The sequence below is a fragment of the Streptomyces sp. NPDC085460 genome, assembly GCF_044541975.1.
GTDB lineage: Bacteria > Actinomycetota > Actinomycetes > Streptomycetales > Streptomycetaceae > Streptomyces.
Genome location: NZ_JBITTO010000008.1, coordinates 207,404 through 224,921, shown reverse-complemented (window position 1 = coordinate 224,921; position 17,518 = coordinate 207,404). Strand labels below are relative to the sequence as shown.

General features: G+C 72.3%; 16 protein-coding genes. 7 read left to right on the top strand and 9 right to left on the bottom strand.

Translation table 11 applies throughout. The features are described 5' to 3' along the window. Positions 1–3: 3 nt before the first annotated feature. Positions 4–1,071: a M4 family metallopeptidase gene (locus ACIGHB_RS22245; protein ID WP_399915324.1), complete on the bottom strand. Its 1,068-nt coding sequence runs from the start codon at positions 1,069–1,071 to the stop codon at positions 4–6. A gap of 295 nt (positions 1,072–1,366) precedes the next feature. Here ACIGHB_RS22245 and leuA point away from each other — a divergent pair, with 295 nt between their 5' ends. The 3 genes from leuA (at position 1,367) to ACIGHB_RS22230 (ending at position 5,531) form a co-directional block, all read left to right on the top strand. Then, complete coding sequence (gene leuA, locus ACIGHB_RS22240) at positions 1,367–3,130, top strand: 2-isopropylmalate synthase (protein ID WP_360307509.1); 1,764 nt, start codon at positions 1,367–1,369, stop codon at positions 3,128–3,130. Positions 3,131–3,334: 204 nt separating this feature from the next. Next, complete coding sequence (locus tag ACIGHB_RS22235; RefSeq protein WP_399915322.1) at positions 3,335–4,711, top strand: choice-of-anchor A family protein; 1,377 nt, start codon at positions 3,335–3,337, stop codon at positions 4,709–4,711. A gap of 127 nt (positions 4,712–4,838) precedes the next feature. Next, positions 4,839–5,531, top strand: coding sequence for a TerB family tellurite resistance protein (locus tag ACIGHB_RS22230; protein ID WP_360307515.1), 693 nt, complete (start codon positions 4,839–4,841; stop codon positions 5,529–5,531). A 95-nt stretch (positions 5,532–5,626) separates the two neighbouring features. On the opposite strand, the gene ACIGHB_RS22225 is transcribed toward ACIGHB_RS22230, so the two are convergent. The 4 genes from ACIGHB_RS22225 to ACIGHB_RS22210 all read right to left on the bottom strand — a co-directional run bounded on the left by ACIGHB_RS22225 (position 5,627) and on the right by ACIGHB_RS22210 (position 10,016). After that, the gene (locus tag ACIGHB_RS22225) at positions 5,627–7,105 is read right to left on the bottom strand and encodes a LuxR family transcriptional regulator (protein ID WP_399915320.1); all 1,479 of its coding nucleotides are present in this window, start codon (positions 7,103–7,105) and stop codon (positions 5,627–5,629) included. Between the two features lie 103 nt (positions 7,106–7,208). After that, complete coding sequence (locus tag ACIGHB_RS22220; RefSeq protein ID WP_399915318.1) at positions 7,209–8,576, bottom strand: FAD-dependent oxidoreductase; 1,368 nt, start codon at positions 8,574–8,576, stop codon at positions 7,209–7,211. A gap of 125 nt (positions 8,577–8,701) precedes the next feature. Then, positions 8,702–9,514, bottom strand: coding sequence for a hypothetical protein (locus ACIGHB_RS22215; protein ID WP_399915316.1), 813 nt, complete (start codon positions 9,512–9,514; stop codon positions 8,702–8,704). A 76-nt stretch (positions 9,515–9,590) separates the two neighbouring features. Beyond that, on the bottom strand, positions 9,591–10,016 hold the full coding sequence (locus tag ACIGHB_RS22210; protein WP_399915315.1) for a hypothetical protein: 426 nt from the start codon (positions 10,014–10,016) through the stop codon (positions 9,591–9,593). Between the two features lie 716 nt (positions 10,017–10,732). Between ACIGHB_RS22210 and ACIGHB_RS22205 the strand changes: the two genes are divergently transcribed. The 3 genes from ACIGHB_RS22205 (at position 10,733) to ACIGHB_RS22195 (ending at position 12,658) form a co-directional block, all read left to right on the top strand. Then, entirely contained in the window at positions 10,733–10,948 is a 216-nt protein-coding gene (locus ACIGHB_RS22205) for a hypothetical protein (protein ID WP_319013924.1), read from the top strand. A gap of 122 nt (positions 10,949–11,070) precedes the next feature. After that, positions 11,071–11,820, top strand: coding sequence for a DNA repair protein RecO (recO, locus tag ACIGHB_RS22200; RefSeq protein ID WP_360307532.1), 750 nt, complete (start codon positions 11,071–11,073; stop codon positions 11,818–11,820). Positions 11,821–11,833: 13 nt separating this feature from the next. Then, positions 11,834–12,658, top strand: a complete 825-nt coding sequence (locus ACIGHB_RS22195) for an isoprenyl transferase (protein WP_360307535.1) — start codon at positions 11,834–11,836, stop codon at positions 12,656–12,658. Positions 12,659–12,721: 63 nt separating this feature from the next. Here the strand turns inward: ACIGHB_RS22195 and ACIGHB_RS22190 are convergent, their stop codons facing one another. The 4 genes from ACIGHB_RS22190 to ACIGHB_RS22175 all read right to left on the bottom strand — a co-directional run bounded on the left by ACIGHB_RS22190 (position 12,722) and on the right by ACIGHB_RS22175 (position 15,900). Further along, on the bottom strand, positions 12,722–13,132 hold the full coding sequence (locus ACIGHB_RS22190; protein ID WP_360307538.1) for a Fur family transcriptional regulator: 411 nt from the start codon (positions 13,130–13,132) through the stop codon (positions 12,722–12,724). An 82-nt stretch (positions 13,133–13,214) separates the two neighbouring features. Then, the gene (locus tag ACIGHB_RS22185) at positions 13,215–14,108 is read right to left on the bottom strand and encodes a metal ABC transporter permease (RefSeq protein ID WP_360307541.1); all 894 of its coding nucleotides are present in this window, start codon (positions 14,106–14,108) and stop codon (positions 13,215–13,217) included. Positions 14,109–14,110: 2 nt separating this feature from the next. Beyond that, the gene (locus tag ACIGHB_RS22180; protein ID WP_360307544.1) at positions 14,111–14,875 is read right to left on the bottom strand and encodes a metal ABC transporter ATP-binding protein; all 765 of its coding nucleotides are present in this window, start codon (positions 14,873–14,875) and stop codon (positions 14,111–14,113) included. A gap of 23 nt (positions 14,876–14,898) precedes the next feature. Beyond that, positions 14,899–15,900, bottom strand: coding sequence for a metal ABC transporter substrate-binding protein (locus ACIGHB_RS22175; RefSeq protein WP_399915311.1), 1,002 nt, complete (start codon positions 15,898–15,900; stop codon positions 14,899–14,901). Positions 15,901–16,065: 165 nt separating this feature from the next. On the opposite strand from ACIGHB_RS22175, the gene ACIGHB_RS22170 reads away from it, so the two are divergent. Next, a complete protein-coding gene (locus ACIGHB_RS22170; protein WP_360307550.1) occupies positions 16,066–17,448 on the top strand; it encodes a glycine--tRNA ligase in 1,383 nt (460 codons plus the stop codon). The last annotated feature ends 70 nt before the right edge of the window (positions 17,449–17,518 follow it).

Sequence of the window (17,518 nt, the reverse complement as noted above, 5' to 3'; positions counted from 1 at the left end):
GGGTCAGTCGGTCGGCACGCCCACGGCCGCCCACGCCTTCGTGACGGCCTGGATCTCCGCCGCGTCGCCGTACCGCGCCTTCGCCGCCGCCACCGTGGCCACCGCGAACTCGGAGAAGCGGGTCTCGGGGGTGAGGGTGCCGCCGGTCATCACGTCGTACCAGATCCGCCCGGCCCGCTCCCAGGCGTGGCCGCCGAGTTCGGTCGCCGCCAGGTAGAAGGCGTGGTTCGGGATGCCGGAGTTGATGTGCACGCCGCCGTTGTCCCGGCTGGTGCGCACGTAGTCGTCCATGTGGGCGGGCTGCGGGTCCTTGCCGAGCACGTCGTCGTCGTACGCGGTGCCCGGCGCCTTCATCGAGCGCAGCGCCGTCCCCTCCACGTTCGGGTGGAAGAGGCCCTCGCCGATCAGCCAGTCGGCCTGCTCGGCGGTCTGCCCGAGCGCGTGCTGCTTCACCAGCGCGCCGAAGACGTCGGAGACGGACTCGTTGAGCGCGCCGGACTGGCTGAAGTACTCCAGGTTCGCCGTGTACTGGGTGAAGCCGTGCGCCAGTTCGTGCGCGATGACGTCCACCGGCAGGGTGAAGTCGAGGAAGATCTCGTCGTCGCCGTCGCCGAACACCATCTGCTCGCCGTTCCAGAAGGCGTTGCCGTAGTTCTCGTCGTAGTGGACGGTCGCGAGCAGCGGCAGCCCCGCCCCGTCCATCGAGTCGCGGCCGAAGGCGTCCCGGAAGAGCGTGAAGGTGGCGCCGAGGCCCGCGTAGGCGCGGTTGACGGTGGCGTCGCCGGTCGCCTCCCCGCCCTCGCCGCGGACCTTCACCCCGGGCAGCTCGGTGCGGCGCTGGGCGTCGTACACGGTCCGGCGCGGGGCCGCGGGCTCCGCCGGCGCGACGGACGGGGCGGCGGCCGGCGCGGCGGACGGTCCTTCGGACGGGCGGGGGAGGACCCGGGCGGTACGGGCCGAGGCGTCGGCGATCAGGGTGCGGCGGGCGGCCTGGGCGACGGCGGGGTTCGCCGAGGCGGCGAGGTGCTCCAGGAGGTGGGGCGGCACGATCGTGCAGAAGGGGGAGGTCATACCCGGCAATGTGGCACTGTGCGACGCCACTGTCACGAGAAGTGACAGGGATTGGCGAAATGGAGTGATAGGTCACCTTTCGGGCTTGACGACACCGCCGTCCCGCATACTGAAACAGGACGTCCGCCTTCCCCGGTCCTCGGCTATGGTGACGCACATCATGCGTTTCGGGCTGCTTCTCCTTAGCTGCCGCGGTGAGGGCCTGTAGTCGTAGGCCGACCCCCTCCCCGCGGGTTTCGGTGCTGCGTTCGACAGTCGGCCGTCCCTTTCAGAGGACCCCGAGGAGCCCTACGCAATGTCTCAGTCTCCCTTCGTCAGCCGTCCGACGCCGATCACCAACGCGACGCACGCCCAGAAGCCGTCCGGGATGCCGATCCACAAGTACGGCCGCTACGAAGCCGTCGAGATCCCGGACCGCACCTGGCCCGAGCAGCGCATCACCAAGGCGCCCCGCTGGCTCTCCACCGACCTGCGCGACGGCAACCAGGCCCTGATCGACCCGATGTCGCCGGCCCGCAAGCGCGAGATGTTCGACCTGCTGGTACGCCTGGGCTACAAGGAGATCGAGGTCGGCTTCCCGTCCTCCGGCGAGACCGACTTCGCCTTCGTCCGCTCCATCATCGAAGAGGGCGCGATCCCGGACGACGTCACCATCTCCGTCCTGACCCAGGCCCGCGAGGACCTGATCGAGCGGACCGTGGAGTCCCTGATCGGCGCCAGGCGCGCCACCGTCCACCTGTACAACGCCACCGCGCCGACCTTCCGCCGGGTCGTCTTCCGCGGCTCCAAGGACGACATCAAGCAGATCGCCGTCGACGGCACCCGCCTGGTGATGGAGTACGCCGAGAAGCTGCTGGGCCCGGAGACCACCTTCGGCTACCAGTACAGCCCGGAGATCTTCACCGACACCGAGCTGGACTTCGCCCTGGAGGTCTGCGAGGCCGTCTGCGACGTGTGGCAGCCCGGCCCCGGCCGCGAGATCATCCTCAACCTGCCCGCCACCGTGGAGCGTTCGACGCCCTCCACGCACGCGGACCGCTTCGAGTGGATGTCCCGCAACCTGACCCGCCGCGAGCACGTCTGCCTGTCCGTGCACCCGCACAACGACCGCGGCACCGCCGTCGCCGCCGCCGAACTGGCCATCATGGCCGGCGCCGACCGCATCGAGGGCTGCCTGTTCGGCCAGGGCGAGCGCACCGGCAACGTCGACCTGGTCACCCTGGGCATGAACCTCTTCAGCCAGGGCGTCGACCCGCAGATCGACTTCTCGCAGATCGACGAGATCCGCCGCACCAGCGAGTACTGCAACCAGATGGAGGTCCACCCGCGCCACCCCTACGCGGGCGACCTGGTCTACACCGCCTTCTCCGGCTCCCACCAGGACGCCATCAAGAAGGGCTTCGACGCCATGGAGGCCGACGCGGCCGCCCAGGGCAAGACCGTCGACGACATCGAGTGGGCCGTCCCGTACCTGCCCATCGACCCCAAGGACGTGGGCCGCTCCTACGAGGCCGTCATCCGGGTCAACTCGCAGTCCGGCAAGGGCGGCATCGCCTACGTCCTGAAGAACGACCACAAGCTGGACCTGCCCCGCCGGATGCAGATCGAGTTCTCCCGGATCATCCAGGCCAAGACCGACGCCGAGGGCGGCGAGGTCACCCCGGCCGCGATCTGGTCCGTCTTCCAGGACGAGTACCTGCCCAACCCGGAGAACCCGTGGGGCCGCATCCAGCTGCGCGCCAACCAGTCCACCTCCGACACCGACGGCACCGACACCCTGAAGGTCGAGGCGGTCGTCGACGGCGTCGAGACCGTCCTGACCGGCGCCGGCAACGGCCCGATCTCCGCCTTCTTCGACGCCCTGCAGTCGGTCGGCGTGGACGCCCGCCTGCTGGACTACCAGGAGCACACCATGAGCGAGGGCGCCTCCGCGCAGGCCGCCTCGTACATCGAGTGCGCCATCGACGGACGCGTGCTGTGGGGCATCGGCATCGACGCCAACACCACCCGCGCCTCCCTGAAGGCGGTCATCTCGGCGGTCAACCGCTCCGCCCGCTGACCTCGCGCGCGTACGGCGCCCCGCCCCTCCGAGAGGGGGGCGGGGCGCCTTCTTTTGTGAGGTGCGTCACGGTTTCAGGCTCACTTAAGGAAGATCATGGGGACATGCCGGAATCAGCGCCATATGGGGGCAGTTGACGGCACATCAAGGTCTGACGGATGGTACGGACCATCCTCCCCCGTACTCCCTGACCTGGAGTTCCGCATGCGCACGTCCGCTGCCGTGGCCACCGTTCTCGCGGTGACCGGAGCCGCCCTCGCCTGGGCCCCCGCCGCTTCCGCCGCCCCCGCGCAGTGCGCGCCGAATCCGCTCGGCACCGCCGGTCTGTACGCGGAGTTCGTCGAGGGCGACTCGGTGCGGCACTCGGACTCCGAGGGCGCGGTGGCGGTCGGTGGCGACGCGACCTTCGGCGACCCGGCGCAGTCCTCCGGCTTCTCCGTCGGCTACCAGCTCACCCCCGGCGACCTCGGGAAGCTCCCCGGCGGCCACAGCCTCGTCGTCGGCGGCACCCTCTCCGCCAACCAGGTCGTCATCACCAAGGGCACCGGCATAGCCGGCAAGGTCGTCAACGCCTCCGGCGGCAAGAACTTCGGCGTCGACGGCCCGATCACCGAGGGCGCCTCCCCGGTCGACTTCGGCAAGGAGTTCACGAACCTGCGCGCCCTGTCCGCCGGCTGGGCGGGCGAGAAGCCCAACGGCACCGTCTCCGCCTCCGGCGACGGCCTCTTCCTCACCGGCACCGACGCCACGCTCAACGTCTTCGCCGTCGACGCCGCCGACCTCCAGAAGGCCCGCGCGATCACCCTCGACGTGCCGGTCGGCGCCTCGACCCTGGTGAACGTGCTCGGCGCCGCGTACGACATGAACGCGAACGCCACCTACGGCGTCTACTACAAGAACCTCGCCGGCGGCGCCCCCGTCGTCGACGACTACAACGTGCCGGACCAGGGCTACCGGACCATCCGCTCCAAGCTGCTGTGGAACTTCCCGCAGGCCACCACGGTGAAGAAGAACTACACCTCCTGGCCCGGCACGATCCTGGCGCCCGGCGCCACCGTCCACATGGGAGGCCCCGGCGTCGGCCCCGGCCACGTCAACGGCGCCGTCATCGCGAAGAACCTCGTCACCGTGCCCGGAGCCGAGACCCACCAGATGACCTTCGCCGGCTGCCTCCCCGGGGAGACCACCCCCGGCCCGGTCGTCACCCCGGAGACCCCGGAGCCGACCGACACCCCGGTCCCCACCCCGCCGGCCACCACCGAGCCGCCCGCCGCCACCACCTCGGCTCCGGCGCCCGCCACCACCGCCCCCGGCACCCCGGAGACCACCGCGCCGGCGCCCGCGGAGACCACCTCGGGGGCGCCCTCGGAGGCACCCTCCGGCACCCCCTCCGCGAGCACCGCCCCGGCCGGGACCCCCGAGGAGACCGGGCCCACGCCGGCCCCCTCCGCGACCACCCCGGAGGGTGATCTCGCGACGACCGGTTCGGCCATCGGGCCCGGTGTCATCGGGGCGGCCGTCGGCGCCCTGCTGCTCGGCGGAGGGTTCCTGGCCTTCGCGAAGCGCCGCCGCCGGGCCTGAAACGCCGGTGTCGTGTCTCGGCCAACTCCGGTGCGAAGTACGGACGAGGTGCTGACGTCTCCTCATGGATGTGGCTAACATCACGCCAACGCACCGGCAGTGCAGCCGGGCCGTTGAGGAGGTGCGCGTGCGTTCTGCCAGGAAAACACGTGGTGGGAAGCTGACCGTCTGCGGGATCCGCACCTCCTGGAACACCATCGGCGACGGCGAGTTCTTCTGCGAGGAGTGCGGCGGCGACCGCGGCTACCGGCGGCGCACCGGCCGCCGCCGGTTCGCCGTCCTCGGCGTCCCGCTGCTGCCCCGGGGCTGTACCGGGCCGGTCGTGGAGTGCGCCGCCTGCCACACCCACTTCGGCACCGAGGTCCTGGAGCGGCCCACCACCGGCCGCTTCTCCGCGATGCTGCGGGACGCCGTCCACACCGTCGCCCTCGCCGTGCTCGCGGCCGGCGGCACCGGCTCCCGCGAGGTCCTCGACCGGGCCGTGCACGCCGTCCGGTCCGCCGGCTACGCCGACTGCACGGCCGTCCAGCTCGTCGACCTGGTCGAGGCGCTGGAGGCCGACACCGGCCGCTTCATGCCGGAGATCAACCCCGAGGGCGCCCTCCTCGCCATCGAGATCCACGAGGCCGTCGCCCCGCTCACCCCGCACCTGGAGCCCGCGGGGCGCGAGGCGCTGCTGCTCCAGGCGGCCCGGATCGCCCTGGCCGACGGCTGCTACAGCCCGGCCGAGCAGGAGGTCCTGGGCACCGTCGGGACGGCGCTCGGCCTCCCGCCCGAGGACGTACTGCGACTGCTGGCCTCCGCCCGCACGGTCTCCTGACCGAGGACGTACTGCGACTGCCGGCCTCCGCCCGCACGGTCTCCTGACCGCCCTCACGCGCCGGAGACGCGCCGGAAACCCGCAGCACGGGCCGGTCAGAGCAGGCCGTGTCCGCCCGGCAGCCGGCGCCGGGACGCCGAGGCCAGGAGCGCGGCGGCCCGGTGGGCGTCCGGCGCGGCGCCGAGCCGTTCGAAGCCGTCCCGGGCGAGGGCCAGTTCGTGCCGGGCCGCCTCCTGGTCCCCGGCGGCCCGGTCGGCCGCCGCGAGCAGCGTGCGCGTCCGCGCCGCCTCGTACGGCACCCGCAGGCGCAGCCAGCCGTCCAGCGCCCTTCGCAGCGGGGGCGGCGCCGCCCCGGGGCGCTCCGCCAGGGCCACCGCGCCGGCCGCCGTGTCGGCGAGGGCGCGCAGCAGCGGCACCTCGCCCGCGAGGGCGTCCAGCTCCGCCGCCGCGTCCGCCGCCTCCCGTACGGCCCCGCGGGCGAGCGCGACCTCGGTGACGGCGGCGAGGAGCCTGGCCCGGGCCAGCGGGCCGTGGCGGACGTCCTGGCAGGCCAGGGCGAGCCGCAGCCCGGCCGCCGCCGCGTCGGCGCGGCCCTGCGCGAGCCGCAGCAGGGCGAGGCCCGGCTGGGGGAGCCGGCCCAGTTCGTGGGCGTGGGCGTAGGAGCGGGCGGCCTCGTCCGGGCGGCCCTGCCGGCGCTGCACGTCCCCGGCGGCGCGGTACGCGGCGGCCGCCGCCTCCAGGCGGTCCACCGGCACCTCCCGGCAGGCCCGCCGGGCCTCGTCCTCGGCCGCGGGCCACTCCCCGAGGAGGTCCAGGACCTCGGCCCGGTGGGCCCGGCACACCCCGCGGAAGGGGTTCCCGCCGTCGTCGGTGCCGGCGCACCACTCCATGGCGGTACGGGTCCACTCCACGGCCCGCCCGAGGTCGGCCGCCTCCAGGCACCGGGCGAGGGCCTGGCAGTACAGCCGGCCGGTGCAGAGGGCGCTCAGCTCGCCGGCGGCGGCCGCGGACACCGCCTCGTCGAGGAGGGCGAGTCCTTCGGCGCGGCGGCCCTGGGCGAGCAGGGCGGCGGAGGACGCCTGGCGGCTCAGGGCCGCCAGGCCGGGGTCGGCGGAGTCCTCGGCGAGGCGGGTCATCCGGGCGGCGGCGGCCAGGGCGCCCGGTCCGTCGCCCCGGGCGGTGGCCTCCTCGCTGTCGGTCCCGGCGAGGAGGGACTGCTCGGGGCAGGGCGGCAGGCCGTCGAGGTGGTGGTGGGCGCGGTGCAGCCAGCCGGCCGCGACGGCGGGCCTGCCGAGCCCGGCGTACTCGTCGTGGAGCCACCAGGCGGCCAGCCCCGCGCCCCGGTGGTCACCGGCCGCCACATGGGCGGAGTGCGCCCGCAGCCGGGCCGCGACGGACTCGTCGAGGTGCCCGGACCACCAGGCGGCGTCGGAGAGCGCGCCGAGGTCGTCGGGGGTCAGCGCCTCGTCCGGGTGCCGGTCGCGGGCGTGCAGCAGGGTGTACGCCTCGGCCCACCGCTCGTGGGCCACCGCGTCCCGGGCCCGGCCGGCGCGGTCGATCACGGGTGCGGACACGGGTCTCACCCCTTCCGGTCCCTCCAGCGTAGGACCGGACGCGGGAAGGGGGCACCCGGTGGATGCCCCCTTCCCGTCGCGCTCCCGGCGGTGTCGTGCCGGGTCAGTCGATGGCGCCGCTCGCGCGGAGCATGTCCTCGCGCTCGACGATCTTCACGCGCTCGCGGCCGTGCGGCTCGCCCAGCGCCTTCTCGGCGGCGTCGAGGGCGTACCAGCCCTCCCACGTCGTGTAGGTGAGGCCCTTGCCCTCCAGGAAGCCGACGACCGCGTCGGTCTCCGGGCTGGCGGGGGTGAGGAGCCGGCCGGCGGCGAAGTCCTCCAGGAGGTTCGCGACGGTCTCGTTGGCGTCGCCCTTGGTGTGGCCGATGAGGCCGACCGGGCCGCGGCGGATCCAGCCGGTGACGTAGGTGGAGGCCATGTGCTCCTCGCCCTCCATCACCCGGCCGCCCTCGTCCGGGACGGTGCCGCTGACGGTGTCCCAGGGGAGCTTGGGCAGCTCGTCGGAGAGGTAGCCGACGGCGCGGTAGACGGACTTCACGTCCCAGTCGGTGGTGACGCCGGTGCCCTTCACGTTCCCGGTGCCGTCGAGCTCGGTGCGCTCGGTGCGCAGGCCGACGACCCGGCCGTCCTCGCCGAGGATCTCGACGGGCGACTCGAAGAAGTGCAGGAAGAGCTTGTGCGGGCGGTCGCCGACGTCGCGGATCGCCCAGTTCTCCAGGGTCTTGGCGACCATGTCGGTCTGCTTGTTCTTGCGGCGCTCGGCGATGGAGCCCTCGTCGTAGTCGATGTCCTCGGGGTTGACGATGACCTCGATGTTCGGCGAGTGGTCCAGCTCGCGCAGCTCCATGGGGCTGAACTTGGCCTGGGCGGGGCCGCGGCGGCCGAAGACGTGGATCTCGACGGCCTTGTTGGCCTTCAGGCCCTCGTGGACGTTGGCCGGGATCTCGGTCGGCAGCAGCTCCTCGGCGGTCTTGGCGAGGATGCGGGCGACGTCGAGGGCCACGTTGCCGACGCCGAGGACGGCGACCTTCTCGGCGGACAGGTCCCAGGTGCGCGGGACGTCGGGGTGGCCGTCGTACCAGGAGGCGAAGTCGGCGGCGCCGAAGGAGCCGTCCAGGTCGACGCCGGGGATCCTCAGCTCGCGGTTGAACATGGCGCCGGTCGAGAAGACCACGGCGTCGTAGAAGGAGCGCAGGTCGTCGAGGTGGATGTCGGTGCCGTAGTTCACGTTGCCGAAGAGGCGGACCTGCGGCTTGTCGAGGACCTGGTGGAGGGCGGTGATGATGCCCTTGATCCGCGGGTGGTCGGGGGCGACGCCGTACCGGATGAGGCCGAAGGGGGCCGGCATCCGCTCGAAGATGTCGATGGACACGCCCGGCTCGGTGGCCGTGTCGGACTTCAGCAGCGCGTCGGCGGCGTAGATGCCGGCGGGGCCGGCGCCGACGATCGCGACCCGGAGGGGGCGGGGCATGACTGGGTTCCCTTCGCATACGGCGTGCGGCGGAGCCGCCGACACTTAGGCCACCCTAATTAACATTCGGCGAAGAGTGGTACCCGACCCCGGTCTATGCCCTCATAAGGCGCGCTTATGACTTCTCAAAGCCGGCCTGTGAAGAAGCCCGCCGCGGCCAGGCCGATGACGATCGTCAGCGCGCCCCAGCCGAAGAGGACGACGGGGGCGAGGAACGTGTTCAGCATGTCCTGGAACGGCTTGGACAGCACGAGCACGTCCCCCGGGGCGTCCGCCGTGAAGGCCACCGTGAGGGTCGGGTCGTCCTCGCCGTGCGCGAAGCCGCGGTAGGCGCCGGTCCCGTCGGGGTAGATGTACGCGCCCCGGGTCGTGGCCCGGCGGGCGGTGGCCACGACACCGTGCCGGCGCAGCCACCGCTCACGCCGGCCGCGCCCGACCCCGTGCCAGCCGGCGCCGAGACACAGCCACGCGAGGCCGCCCAGCGGGATCTCCATGAACAGCAGGCTCCCGTGGCCCAGGGCGACGGCGACCACCGCCAGGACGGCCAGCGCCAGCAGGTAGCCGAGCAGGCCCCGCAGGAGCCGGCGGTGGAAGCGCTTCCGCCAGGTGGGCCCCAGGTGGCGGATCACGGCGAACGGGGCCCCGTCGACGTCGTCGTCGTCCACCCGCTTCGCCAGCAGCTCGTTCAGGTCGTCGGCGAAGACGCGGGCGTCCGCCTCGTCCACGTCGTCGATCCGGTGGACGACCGGGGTCGCCCCCTTCCTCGCCCGCAGCTCGATGAGGACCGTACGCCCTTCCGCGCGCAGCCTGCCGAGGCCGTCGGGGGTGAAGGTGATCTGCTCGCGGGGCAGGTCGAGGACCAGGCCGAGGTCCTCGACGGTCAGGACGGCGCCGTCACGGCCGCGGAGCACGGGGAAGGAGGCGAGAGGTCTCGGCATGGCCATGATCGTAAGGCCGGCCGCTCGCCGCGTCAGCCTCCTTCGCCGGGCTCGCCCCGGGCCCGGCCGGACCGCGTCAGGACCTCCGCCGCGCCCGGTACGCCAGGAAGCCGCCGCCGGCGGCGGCCAGGGCCAGGAGCCAGAGCGCCGCCGCGTACGCGCCCCGGGGGGCGTTCAGCGCGAGGAACGCGCCCAGCGCGACGAGCGGCAGGGCGACGGCCGCCGCCACCGCCGGACGGCGGGTGCGCGGGGGCTGGGGGCGGGGCGCGCGGGTGGTGACGAGTGCGGCGCCGTCGGGGGCCGGGACCTCGGGCAGGGCGGCGGTGACGGCGTCCGCGAAGGCGAGCGCGTCGGTCTCGCTCACGTCGGTGACCCGGTAGATGGTCGGCTCGTTCGCCCCCGACGCCGTCAGGACGATGGCGACGGAGCGGCCCTCGGCGTGCACGAAGGAGATCGCCGCCAGCGGTATGTGGTGCTCCTTGTCCGGGCGATGCAGGGTCACGGGTCCGCCCGCGAAGCGGAGAACCGATTCGCCACCGTGTAGGACCAGAGAAGGGGTGGCCGTCATCGTCCGTCTTCCTCCGCCGCCGTCGGTCGGTCCCGGGGCGCCTCCGGGCGACAGGGTGACGCTCCCGCGCCGATCGTAGGGGCACCGGCCCGCCCCGCACCACGTCCGGGGTCCGCGGCGGGCCCCGGAAGGGCCGCTCCGCGCGCCCCCTTCGCACGCCCCGGCGTGCGCCGGAGCGAAAACGGGGGACCCCGGAGAACAATTCCCCGGCACACCGGGACGGTCGTTCGAGAATCCCCCGGATTTACGGGACTTCGTCGATTCCACGCCCGACCCGACGGCCGCGAATCGAATTCTCCGCTCGAACATCCCGCCCCGGTGGCGTGCGGGAACGTCCCGAACTCCCTTGGCGCGTCCGACGATTCTACGGATCACCGGCCGGCCGGGAGCGGTGAAGCGGGAAATGGATTCAGAAAGGCATACGTTGGTGAAGGAAGACACCAGGAGAGAACGACCACGGGGGAAGTCGGAGCGGCGCGGCGCGCGGAGCAGGAAAGGCGCGGGAACGGCACGGAGGCAATCCCCCCGCCGGTCCCGGCGTCCGGCCCGCGGCCCCGCCGTCCCCGCGGCCGCTCGTTCGCAAGGGACACCGCACGGCGGACCCGGCCCGGCCACCGCCGGGCCCGGACCGCCGGGGAGGAGGGCCGGTCATGGCACTGCCGATCGGGGCGTACGTCGTGGAGATCCGCACCGGGCGGGTCGCGAGAGTGATGGGCCACGAGGGCCCCTACGTCCAGATCCGCCCGCTCGGCGGCGGACGCGAGTGGGACGTGGCCCCCGAGGAGGTCCGCGAGGCCACCTCGGCGGAGCGCCTCAGTGCCGCCACCGCCCACGCCAACGCCCGCAGCCGCGGAGAGGTCCCCTGAACCCCCCGGCCCCCACCTCCGCCCCCGCCCCGCGCCCCGCGTGACCAGGCCCACCCCCCGCTCCGGCGGCCCGGATCCGCACGGGCGGCCGGGAGCGCCCCGGCGTACGGGAGAATGGCCTCATGAGTCTGTTCCGCGACGACGGCATCGTGCTGCGCACCCAGAAGCTGGGCGAAGCGGATCGCATCATCACGATCCTCACGCGCGGGCACGGCCGCGTGCGCGCCGTCGCGCGCGGGGTCCGGCGGACCAAGTCCAAGTTCGGCGCGCGCCTCGAACCCTTCTCCCATGTGGACGTGCAGTTCTTCGCCCGCGGGAGCGATCTGGTCGGACGCGGGCTGCCGCTCTGCACCCAGAGCGAGACCATCGCCGCGTACGGCGGCGGCATCGTCACCGACTACGCCCGCTACACCGCCGGCACCGCCATGCTGGAGACCGCGGAGCGCTTCACCGACCACGAGGGCGAACCGGCCGTGCAGCAGTACCTGCTGCTCGTCGGCGGCCTGCGGACCCTCGCCCGGGGCGAGCACGCCCCCCACCTCATCCTCGACGCCTTCCTGCTCCGCTCCCTCGCCGTGAACGGCTACGCGCCCTCCTTCTCGGACTGTGCCAAATGCGGCCTCGACGGGCCGAACCGGTTCTTCTCGGTCGCGGCGGGCGGAGTGATATGCGGCGACTGCCGGGTGCCCGGAAGCGTCGTACCCTCAGCGGAGGCCATCGGCCTGCTCAGCGCGCTGCTCACCGGCGACTGGGCGACCGCGGACGCGTGCGAGCCGCGTCACGTCAGGGAGGGCAGCGGACTCGTGTCCGCCTATCTGCACTGGCACCTGGAGCGCGGCCTGCGCTCCCTGCGTTATGTGGAAAAGAGCTAGGAGAGACCACGCCATGGCCATCGCACGACTCCTCGGGCGCCAGCGTCGGGAGTACCGGACCCCCGAACCGCACCCGTCAGGCGCCCGCCCGCCGAAGCTCCAGACCGAGCTCGTGCCGGAACACGTCGCGATCGTCATGGACGGCAACGGCCGCTGGGCCAAGGAGCGCGGACTGCCCCGCACCGAGGGCCACAAGGTCGGCGCCGAGCAGGTCCTCGACGTCCTCCAGGGCGCCATCGAGATGGGCGTCGGCTCGATCTCGCTGTACGCCTTCTCCACCGAGAACTGGAAGCGCTCGCCCGAGGAGGTGCGCTTCCTGATGAACTTCAACCGCGACTTCATCCGCAAGACCCGCGACCAGCTCGACGAGCTCGGCGTCCGGGTGCGCTGGGTCGGCCGGATGCCCAAGCTGTGGAAGTCGGTCGCCAAGGAGCTCCAGATCGCGCAGGAGCAGACCAAGGACAACACCCGGCTCACGCTGTACTTCTGCATGAACTACGGCGGCCGCGCGGAGCTCACGGACGCCGCGCAGGCGCTCGCCGAGGACGTGAAGGCCGGCCGGCTCGACCCGTCGAAGATCAGCGAGAAGACGATCCAGAAGTACCTCTACTACCCGGACATGCCGGACGTGGACCTCTTCCTGCGCCCCAGCGGCGAGCAGCGCACCTCCAACTACCTGATCTGGCAGAGCGCGTACGCCGAGATGGTCTTCCAGGACGTGCTGTGGCCCGACTTCGACCGCCGCGACCTGTGGCGCGCCTGCGTCGAGTTCGCCCAGCGCGACCGCCGCTTCGGCGGCGTGGACCCGGCCGACCTGGCCGTCCTCGACAAGGCGTGACGCCGTACGGGCGGGCCCGCACCGGATCGCTCCGGTGCGGGCCCGCCCGTATGTCAGGTCACGTCACTTCGCCGCGCACTCCGCGCAGGTGCCGAAGATCTCGACGGTGTGCGCCACGTTCACGAAGCCGTGCTCGGCGGCGACCGCCTCGGCCCACTGCTCGACCATCGGGCCCTCGACCTCGACGGCCTTGCCGCAGGCGCGGCAGACCAGGTGGTGGTGGTGGTCGTCCGAGGAGCAGCGGCGGTAGACGGTCTCGCCGTCGCTGGTGCGCAGCGCGTCGACCTCGCCCGCGTCCGCCAGGGACTGGAGGGTGCGGTAGACGGTGGTGAGGCCGACGGAGTCGCCGCGGTGCTTGAGCATGTCGTGCAGCTCCTGGGCGCTGCGGAACTCGTCCACCTCGCTCAGTGCTGCCGCCACGGCGGCGCGCTGCCTGGTGGAGCGACCGCGTACGGGGGGTCCTGCCGTCGCCACGGGGGCCTCCTAGATGATTCCGTTGCCCCCCTCATTCTGCCAGTCCCCCTCGGCCCCGAGGGCGGTCCCGGTACCTCCCGGCTCAGACCTTGACGTCGTCGGCCGGCTTCCGGCCGCCCGGAAGGGCGGTGTCGCACCCCTCCACGGCGGCCGCCGCGGCGGCGCGGGCCCGCCGTTTGGCGAGCGGTGTGGCGAGCAGCGTCAACAGGACGAAGACCCCGATCGCGTACAGGACGATCGTCGCGCCGGGCGGTGCGTCGGCGTAGTAGGTGGTGATGGTGCCCGCCAGCGTCACCGTGATGCCCGTCACGACGGACAGGACGAACGTGGCCCGGAAGGACTTCGTCAGCTGCTGGGCGGCGGCGACGGGCACCACCATGAGCGCGCTGACGAGCAGCAGGCCGACGACCCGCATGGCGACCGTGACCGTGACCGCGGCGGTGACCGCGATCAGCAGGTTGAGCAGGCGCACCGGCAGTCCGGTGACGCGGGCGAACTCCTCGTCCTGGCTGACCGCGAAGAGCTGCTTGCGCAGCCCGACGGTGACGAGGACCACGAAGGCGGCCAGGACGCTGATCGCGGTGACGTCCTCGGCGGAGACGGTGGAGAGCGAGCCGAAGAGGTACGAGAGCAGGTTCGCGTTGGAACCGCCGCCGACCTGGATCAGCATGACTCCGCCGGCCATGCCGCCGTAGAAGAGCAGGGCGAGCGCGAGGTCGCCGCGGGTCTTGCCGTACGCCCGGATCAGCTCCATCACCACGGCGCCCGCGACGGCGACCAGGGTCGCCATCCAGACCGGGTTGGCCGACATGAGGAAGCCGAGGCCGACACCGGTCATGGCGACGTGCCCGATGCCGTCGCCCATCAGGGCCTGGCGGCGCTGGACGAGGTAGATGCCGACGGCGGGCGCGGTGATGCCGACGAGCACGGCCGCGAGCAGCGCCCGCTGCATGAAGGCGGGTTCGAGGAAGTCCATGGTCAGGTCAGCAGTCCCGTGCGGAGCGGCTCGCCGGCCGCGTGCGGATGTACGTGGTCGTGGCCGGGCAGCGCGTGCTGGCCGACGCCCTCGGGCGGCGGGCCGTCGTGGACGACGCAGCCGTCGCGCAGGACGACCGCGCGGTCGATGAGGGGCTCCAGCGGGCCCAGCTCGTGCAGGACGAGGAGGACGGTGGTGCCGCCGGCGACCTGCTCGCGCAGGGTCGTGGCGAGCACGTCCTGGCTCGCGAGGTCCACGCCGGCCATCGGCTCGTCCATGATCAGGAGTTCGGGCTCGGAGGCGAGCGCGCGGGCGATGAGGACCCGCTGGTGCTGGCCGCCGGAGAGCGCGGAGACGGAGTCCCCGGCCCGGTCGGCGAGGCCGACGAGCTCGATGGCCCGGTCGACGGCGGCCTTGTCGGCCCTGGTGGCGAAGCCGAACCTGCGGCGGGCGAGCCGGCCGGAGGCGACGACCTCGCGGATGGTGGCGGGGACGCCGGAGGCGGCGGTGGTGCGCTGGGGCACGTAGCCGACGCGGGCCCAGTCGCGGAAGCGCTTCCGGTCGGTGCCGAAGAGCTCGATGGCGCCGCCGGTCAGCGGGACCTGGCCGATGACCGCGCGGACGGCGGTGGACTTGCCGGAGCCGTTGGCGCCGAGCAGGGCGACGACCTCACCGCGCCGTACGGTGAGGTCGACACCCCGGAGGACGGGGCGGGCGCCGAGGGTCGCCGTGGCGCCACGGACGGAGATGACGGGCTCGTCGCTCACGGGTGCCTCCTGCTGTGCTGTGGTCACTTCGCGCCGAGGGCCTTCTTCAGCGCGGCGAGGTTGGCCTGCATGACCTCGACGTAGTCATCGCCCTTGGACTTGTCCGTGATTCCCTCCAGCGGGTCGAGGACGTCGGTCTTCAGGCCGGTGTCCTGCGCGAGGGTCTTCGCGGTCTTGTCGCTGGCGAGGGTCTCGAAGAAGACGGTGGAGACCTTGTCGGCCTTCGCGATGTCCTGGAGTTCCTTGACGCGGGCGGGGCTCGGCTCGGACTCGGGGTCGACGCCGGTGATGCCCTCCTGCTCCAGGTGGTAGCGCTCGGCGAGGTAGCCGAAGGCGGAGTGGGTGGTGATGAAGGTGCGGGTCTCGGTGTTCTTCAGGCCCGTCTCGAAGGCGGTGTCCAGGTCGCCGAGCTTCTTCACCAGGGCGGCGGTGTTCTTCTCGTAGTCGGCGGCGTGGTCGGGGTCGGCCTTCGCGAAGGCGGCGCCGACGCCCTTGGCGACCTCGGCGTACTTCACGGGGTCGAGCCAGACGTGCGGGTCGAGGCCGCCCTCGGAGCCGTGGTCGTGGCCCTCGTGGGACTCTTCGCCCTCGTGGGCGTGGTCGTGGGACTCCTCGCCCTCGTGGGCGTGGCCGGCCGAGGTGCCGTGGGCCTCGAGGGTGGTGAGGGTGGCGGCGTCGACCGTGTGCTCCACGCCCGCCTGGTCGATGGCCTTGTCGACGGCGGGCTGGACGCCCTTGAGGTAGAGGAGGACGTCGGCGTCGGAGAGCTCGCCGATCTGCCGGGGCTTGAGCTCCAGGTCGTGCGGCTCGACGCCGGGCTCGGTCAGGGTCTGGACGGCCACGTGGCCGCCGCCTATCTGCTCGGCGAGGTACTGCACGGGGTAGAACGACGCGACGACGTCCAGCTTGCCGTCCGTCCCCTTGTCGGCGGCCGAGGAGCTTCCGCCGCAGGCGGAGAGGGTGACGAGTCCGAGGGCGACGGCTCCGGCGACGGCGGTGGTGGGTATCAGACGGCGTACGTTCATGACACTCATTTTCAACAAAATTGGAAACGGTTGTCAATTGCCGGAGCTGTGGTCCCGGCCACGCGGCCCGTGGGGCCGCCGGCCGCCGAACCGATTTGATACAGGGGGTGCGGGCGCCGGTAACCTGTGGCATTCGCACTTCGTCGTCGTAATGAAGAGAGCACCGTGGCCGCCGACAAGATCGACACCATCGTCAGCCTGAGCAAGCGCCGTGGCTTCGTCTACCCGTGCAGCGAGATCTACGGCGGTCAGCGTGCCGCCTGGGACTACGGACCGCTGGGTGTCGAGCTCAAGGAGAACATCAAGCGCCAGTGGTGGCGTTACATGGTCACCGCGCGCGAGGACGTCGTCGGCATCGACTCGTCGGTCATCCTGGCGACCGAGGTCTGGGAGGCGTCCGGTCACGTCGCCACCTTCACCGATCCCCTGACCGAGTGCACCTCCTGTCACAAGCGCTTCCGCGCCGACCACCTGGAGGAGGCGTACGAGGAGAAGCACGGCCGCCTCCCCGAGAACGGCCTCACCGACCTCAACTGCCCGAACTGCGGCAACAAGGGCACCTTCACCGAGCCCAAGAACTTCTCGGGCCTGCTCTCCACCCACCTCGGCCCGACCCAGGACTCCGGCTCCGTCGCGTACCTGCGTCCCGAGACCGCCCAGGGCATCTTCACCAACTACGCCCAGGTCCAGCTGACCGCCCGCAAGAAGCCCCCGTTCGGCATCGCGCAGATGGGCAAGTCCTTCCGGAACGAGATCACTCCGGGCAACTTCATCTTCCGGACCCGCGAGTTCGAGCAGATGGAGATGGAGTTCTTCGTCAAGCCGGGCGAGGACGAGGAGTGGCAGGAGTACTGGATGCAGCAGCGCTGGAACTGGTACACCAACCTCGGCCTGCGCGAGGAGAACATGCGCTGGTTCGAGCACCCGCAGGAGAAGCTCTCCCACTACTCGAAGCGCACCGCCGACATCGAGTACCGGTTCTCCTTCGGCGGCAGCGAGTGGGGCGAGCTGGAGGGCGTCGCCAACCGCACCGACTACGACCTGAGCGCCCACTCCAAGGCGTCCGGCGCCAACCTGACGTACCTGAACCAGGAGACGGGCGAGCGCTACACGCCGTACGTCATCGAGCCCGCCGCCGGTGTCGGCCGCACCATGCTCGCCTTCCTCCTCGACGCGTACACCGAGGACGAGGCGCCCAACGCCAAGGGCGTCATGGAGAAGCGCGTCGTGCTGCGCCTCGACCACCGTCTGGCCCCGGTCAAGGCCGCCGTCCTGCCGCTCTCCCGCAACGCGCAGCTCTCCCCGAAGGCCAAGGGCCTCGCGGCGGACCTGCGCCAGAACTGGAACATCGAGTTCGACGACGCCGGCGCCATCGGCCGCCGCTACCGCCGCCAGGACGAGATCGGCACCCCGTTCTGCATCACCGTCGACTTCGACACCCTCGAGGACGACGCGGTGACCGTGCGCGAGCGCGACACCATGAAGCAGGAGCGCGTCTCCCTCGACCAGATCCAGGGTTACCTGGCCAGCCGCCTGATCGGCTGCTGACCCACCGCACGTACGCGCGAAGCCCCCGGTCCGAAGTTCGGACCGGGGGCTTCCCGTCTGTTCGGGCTCG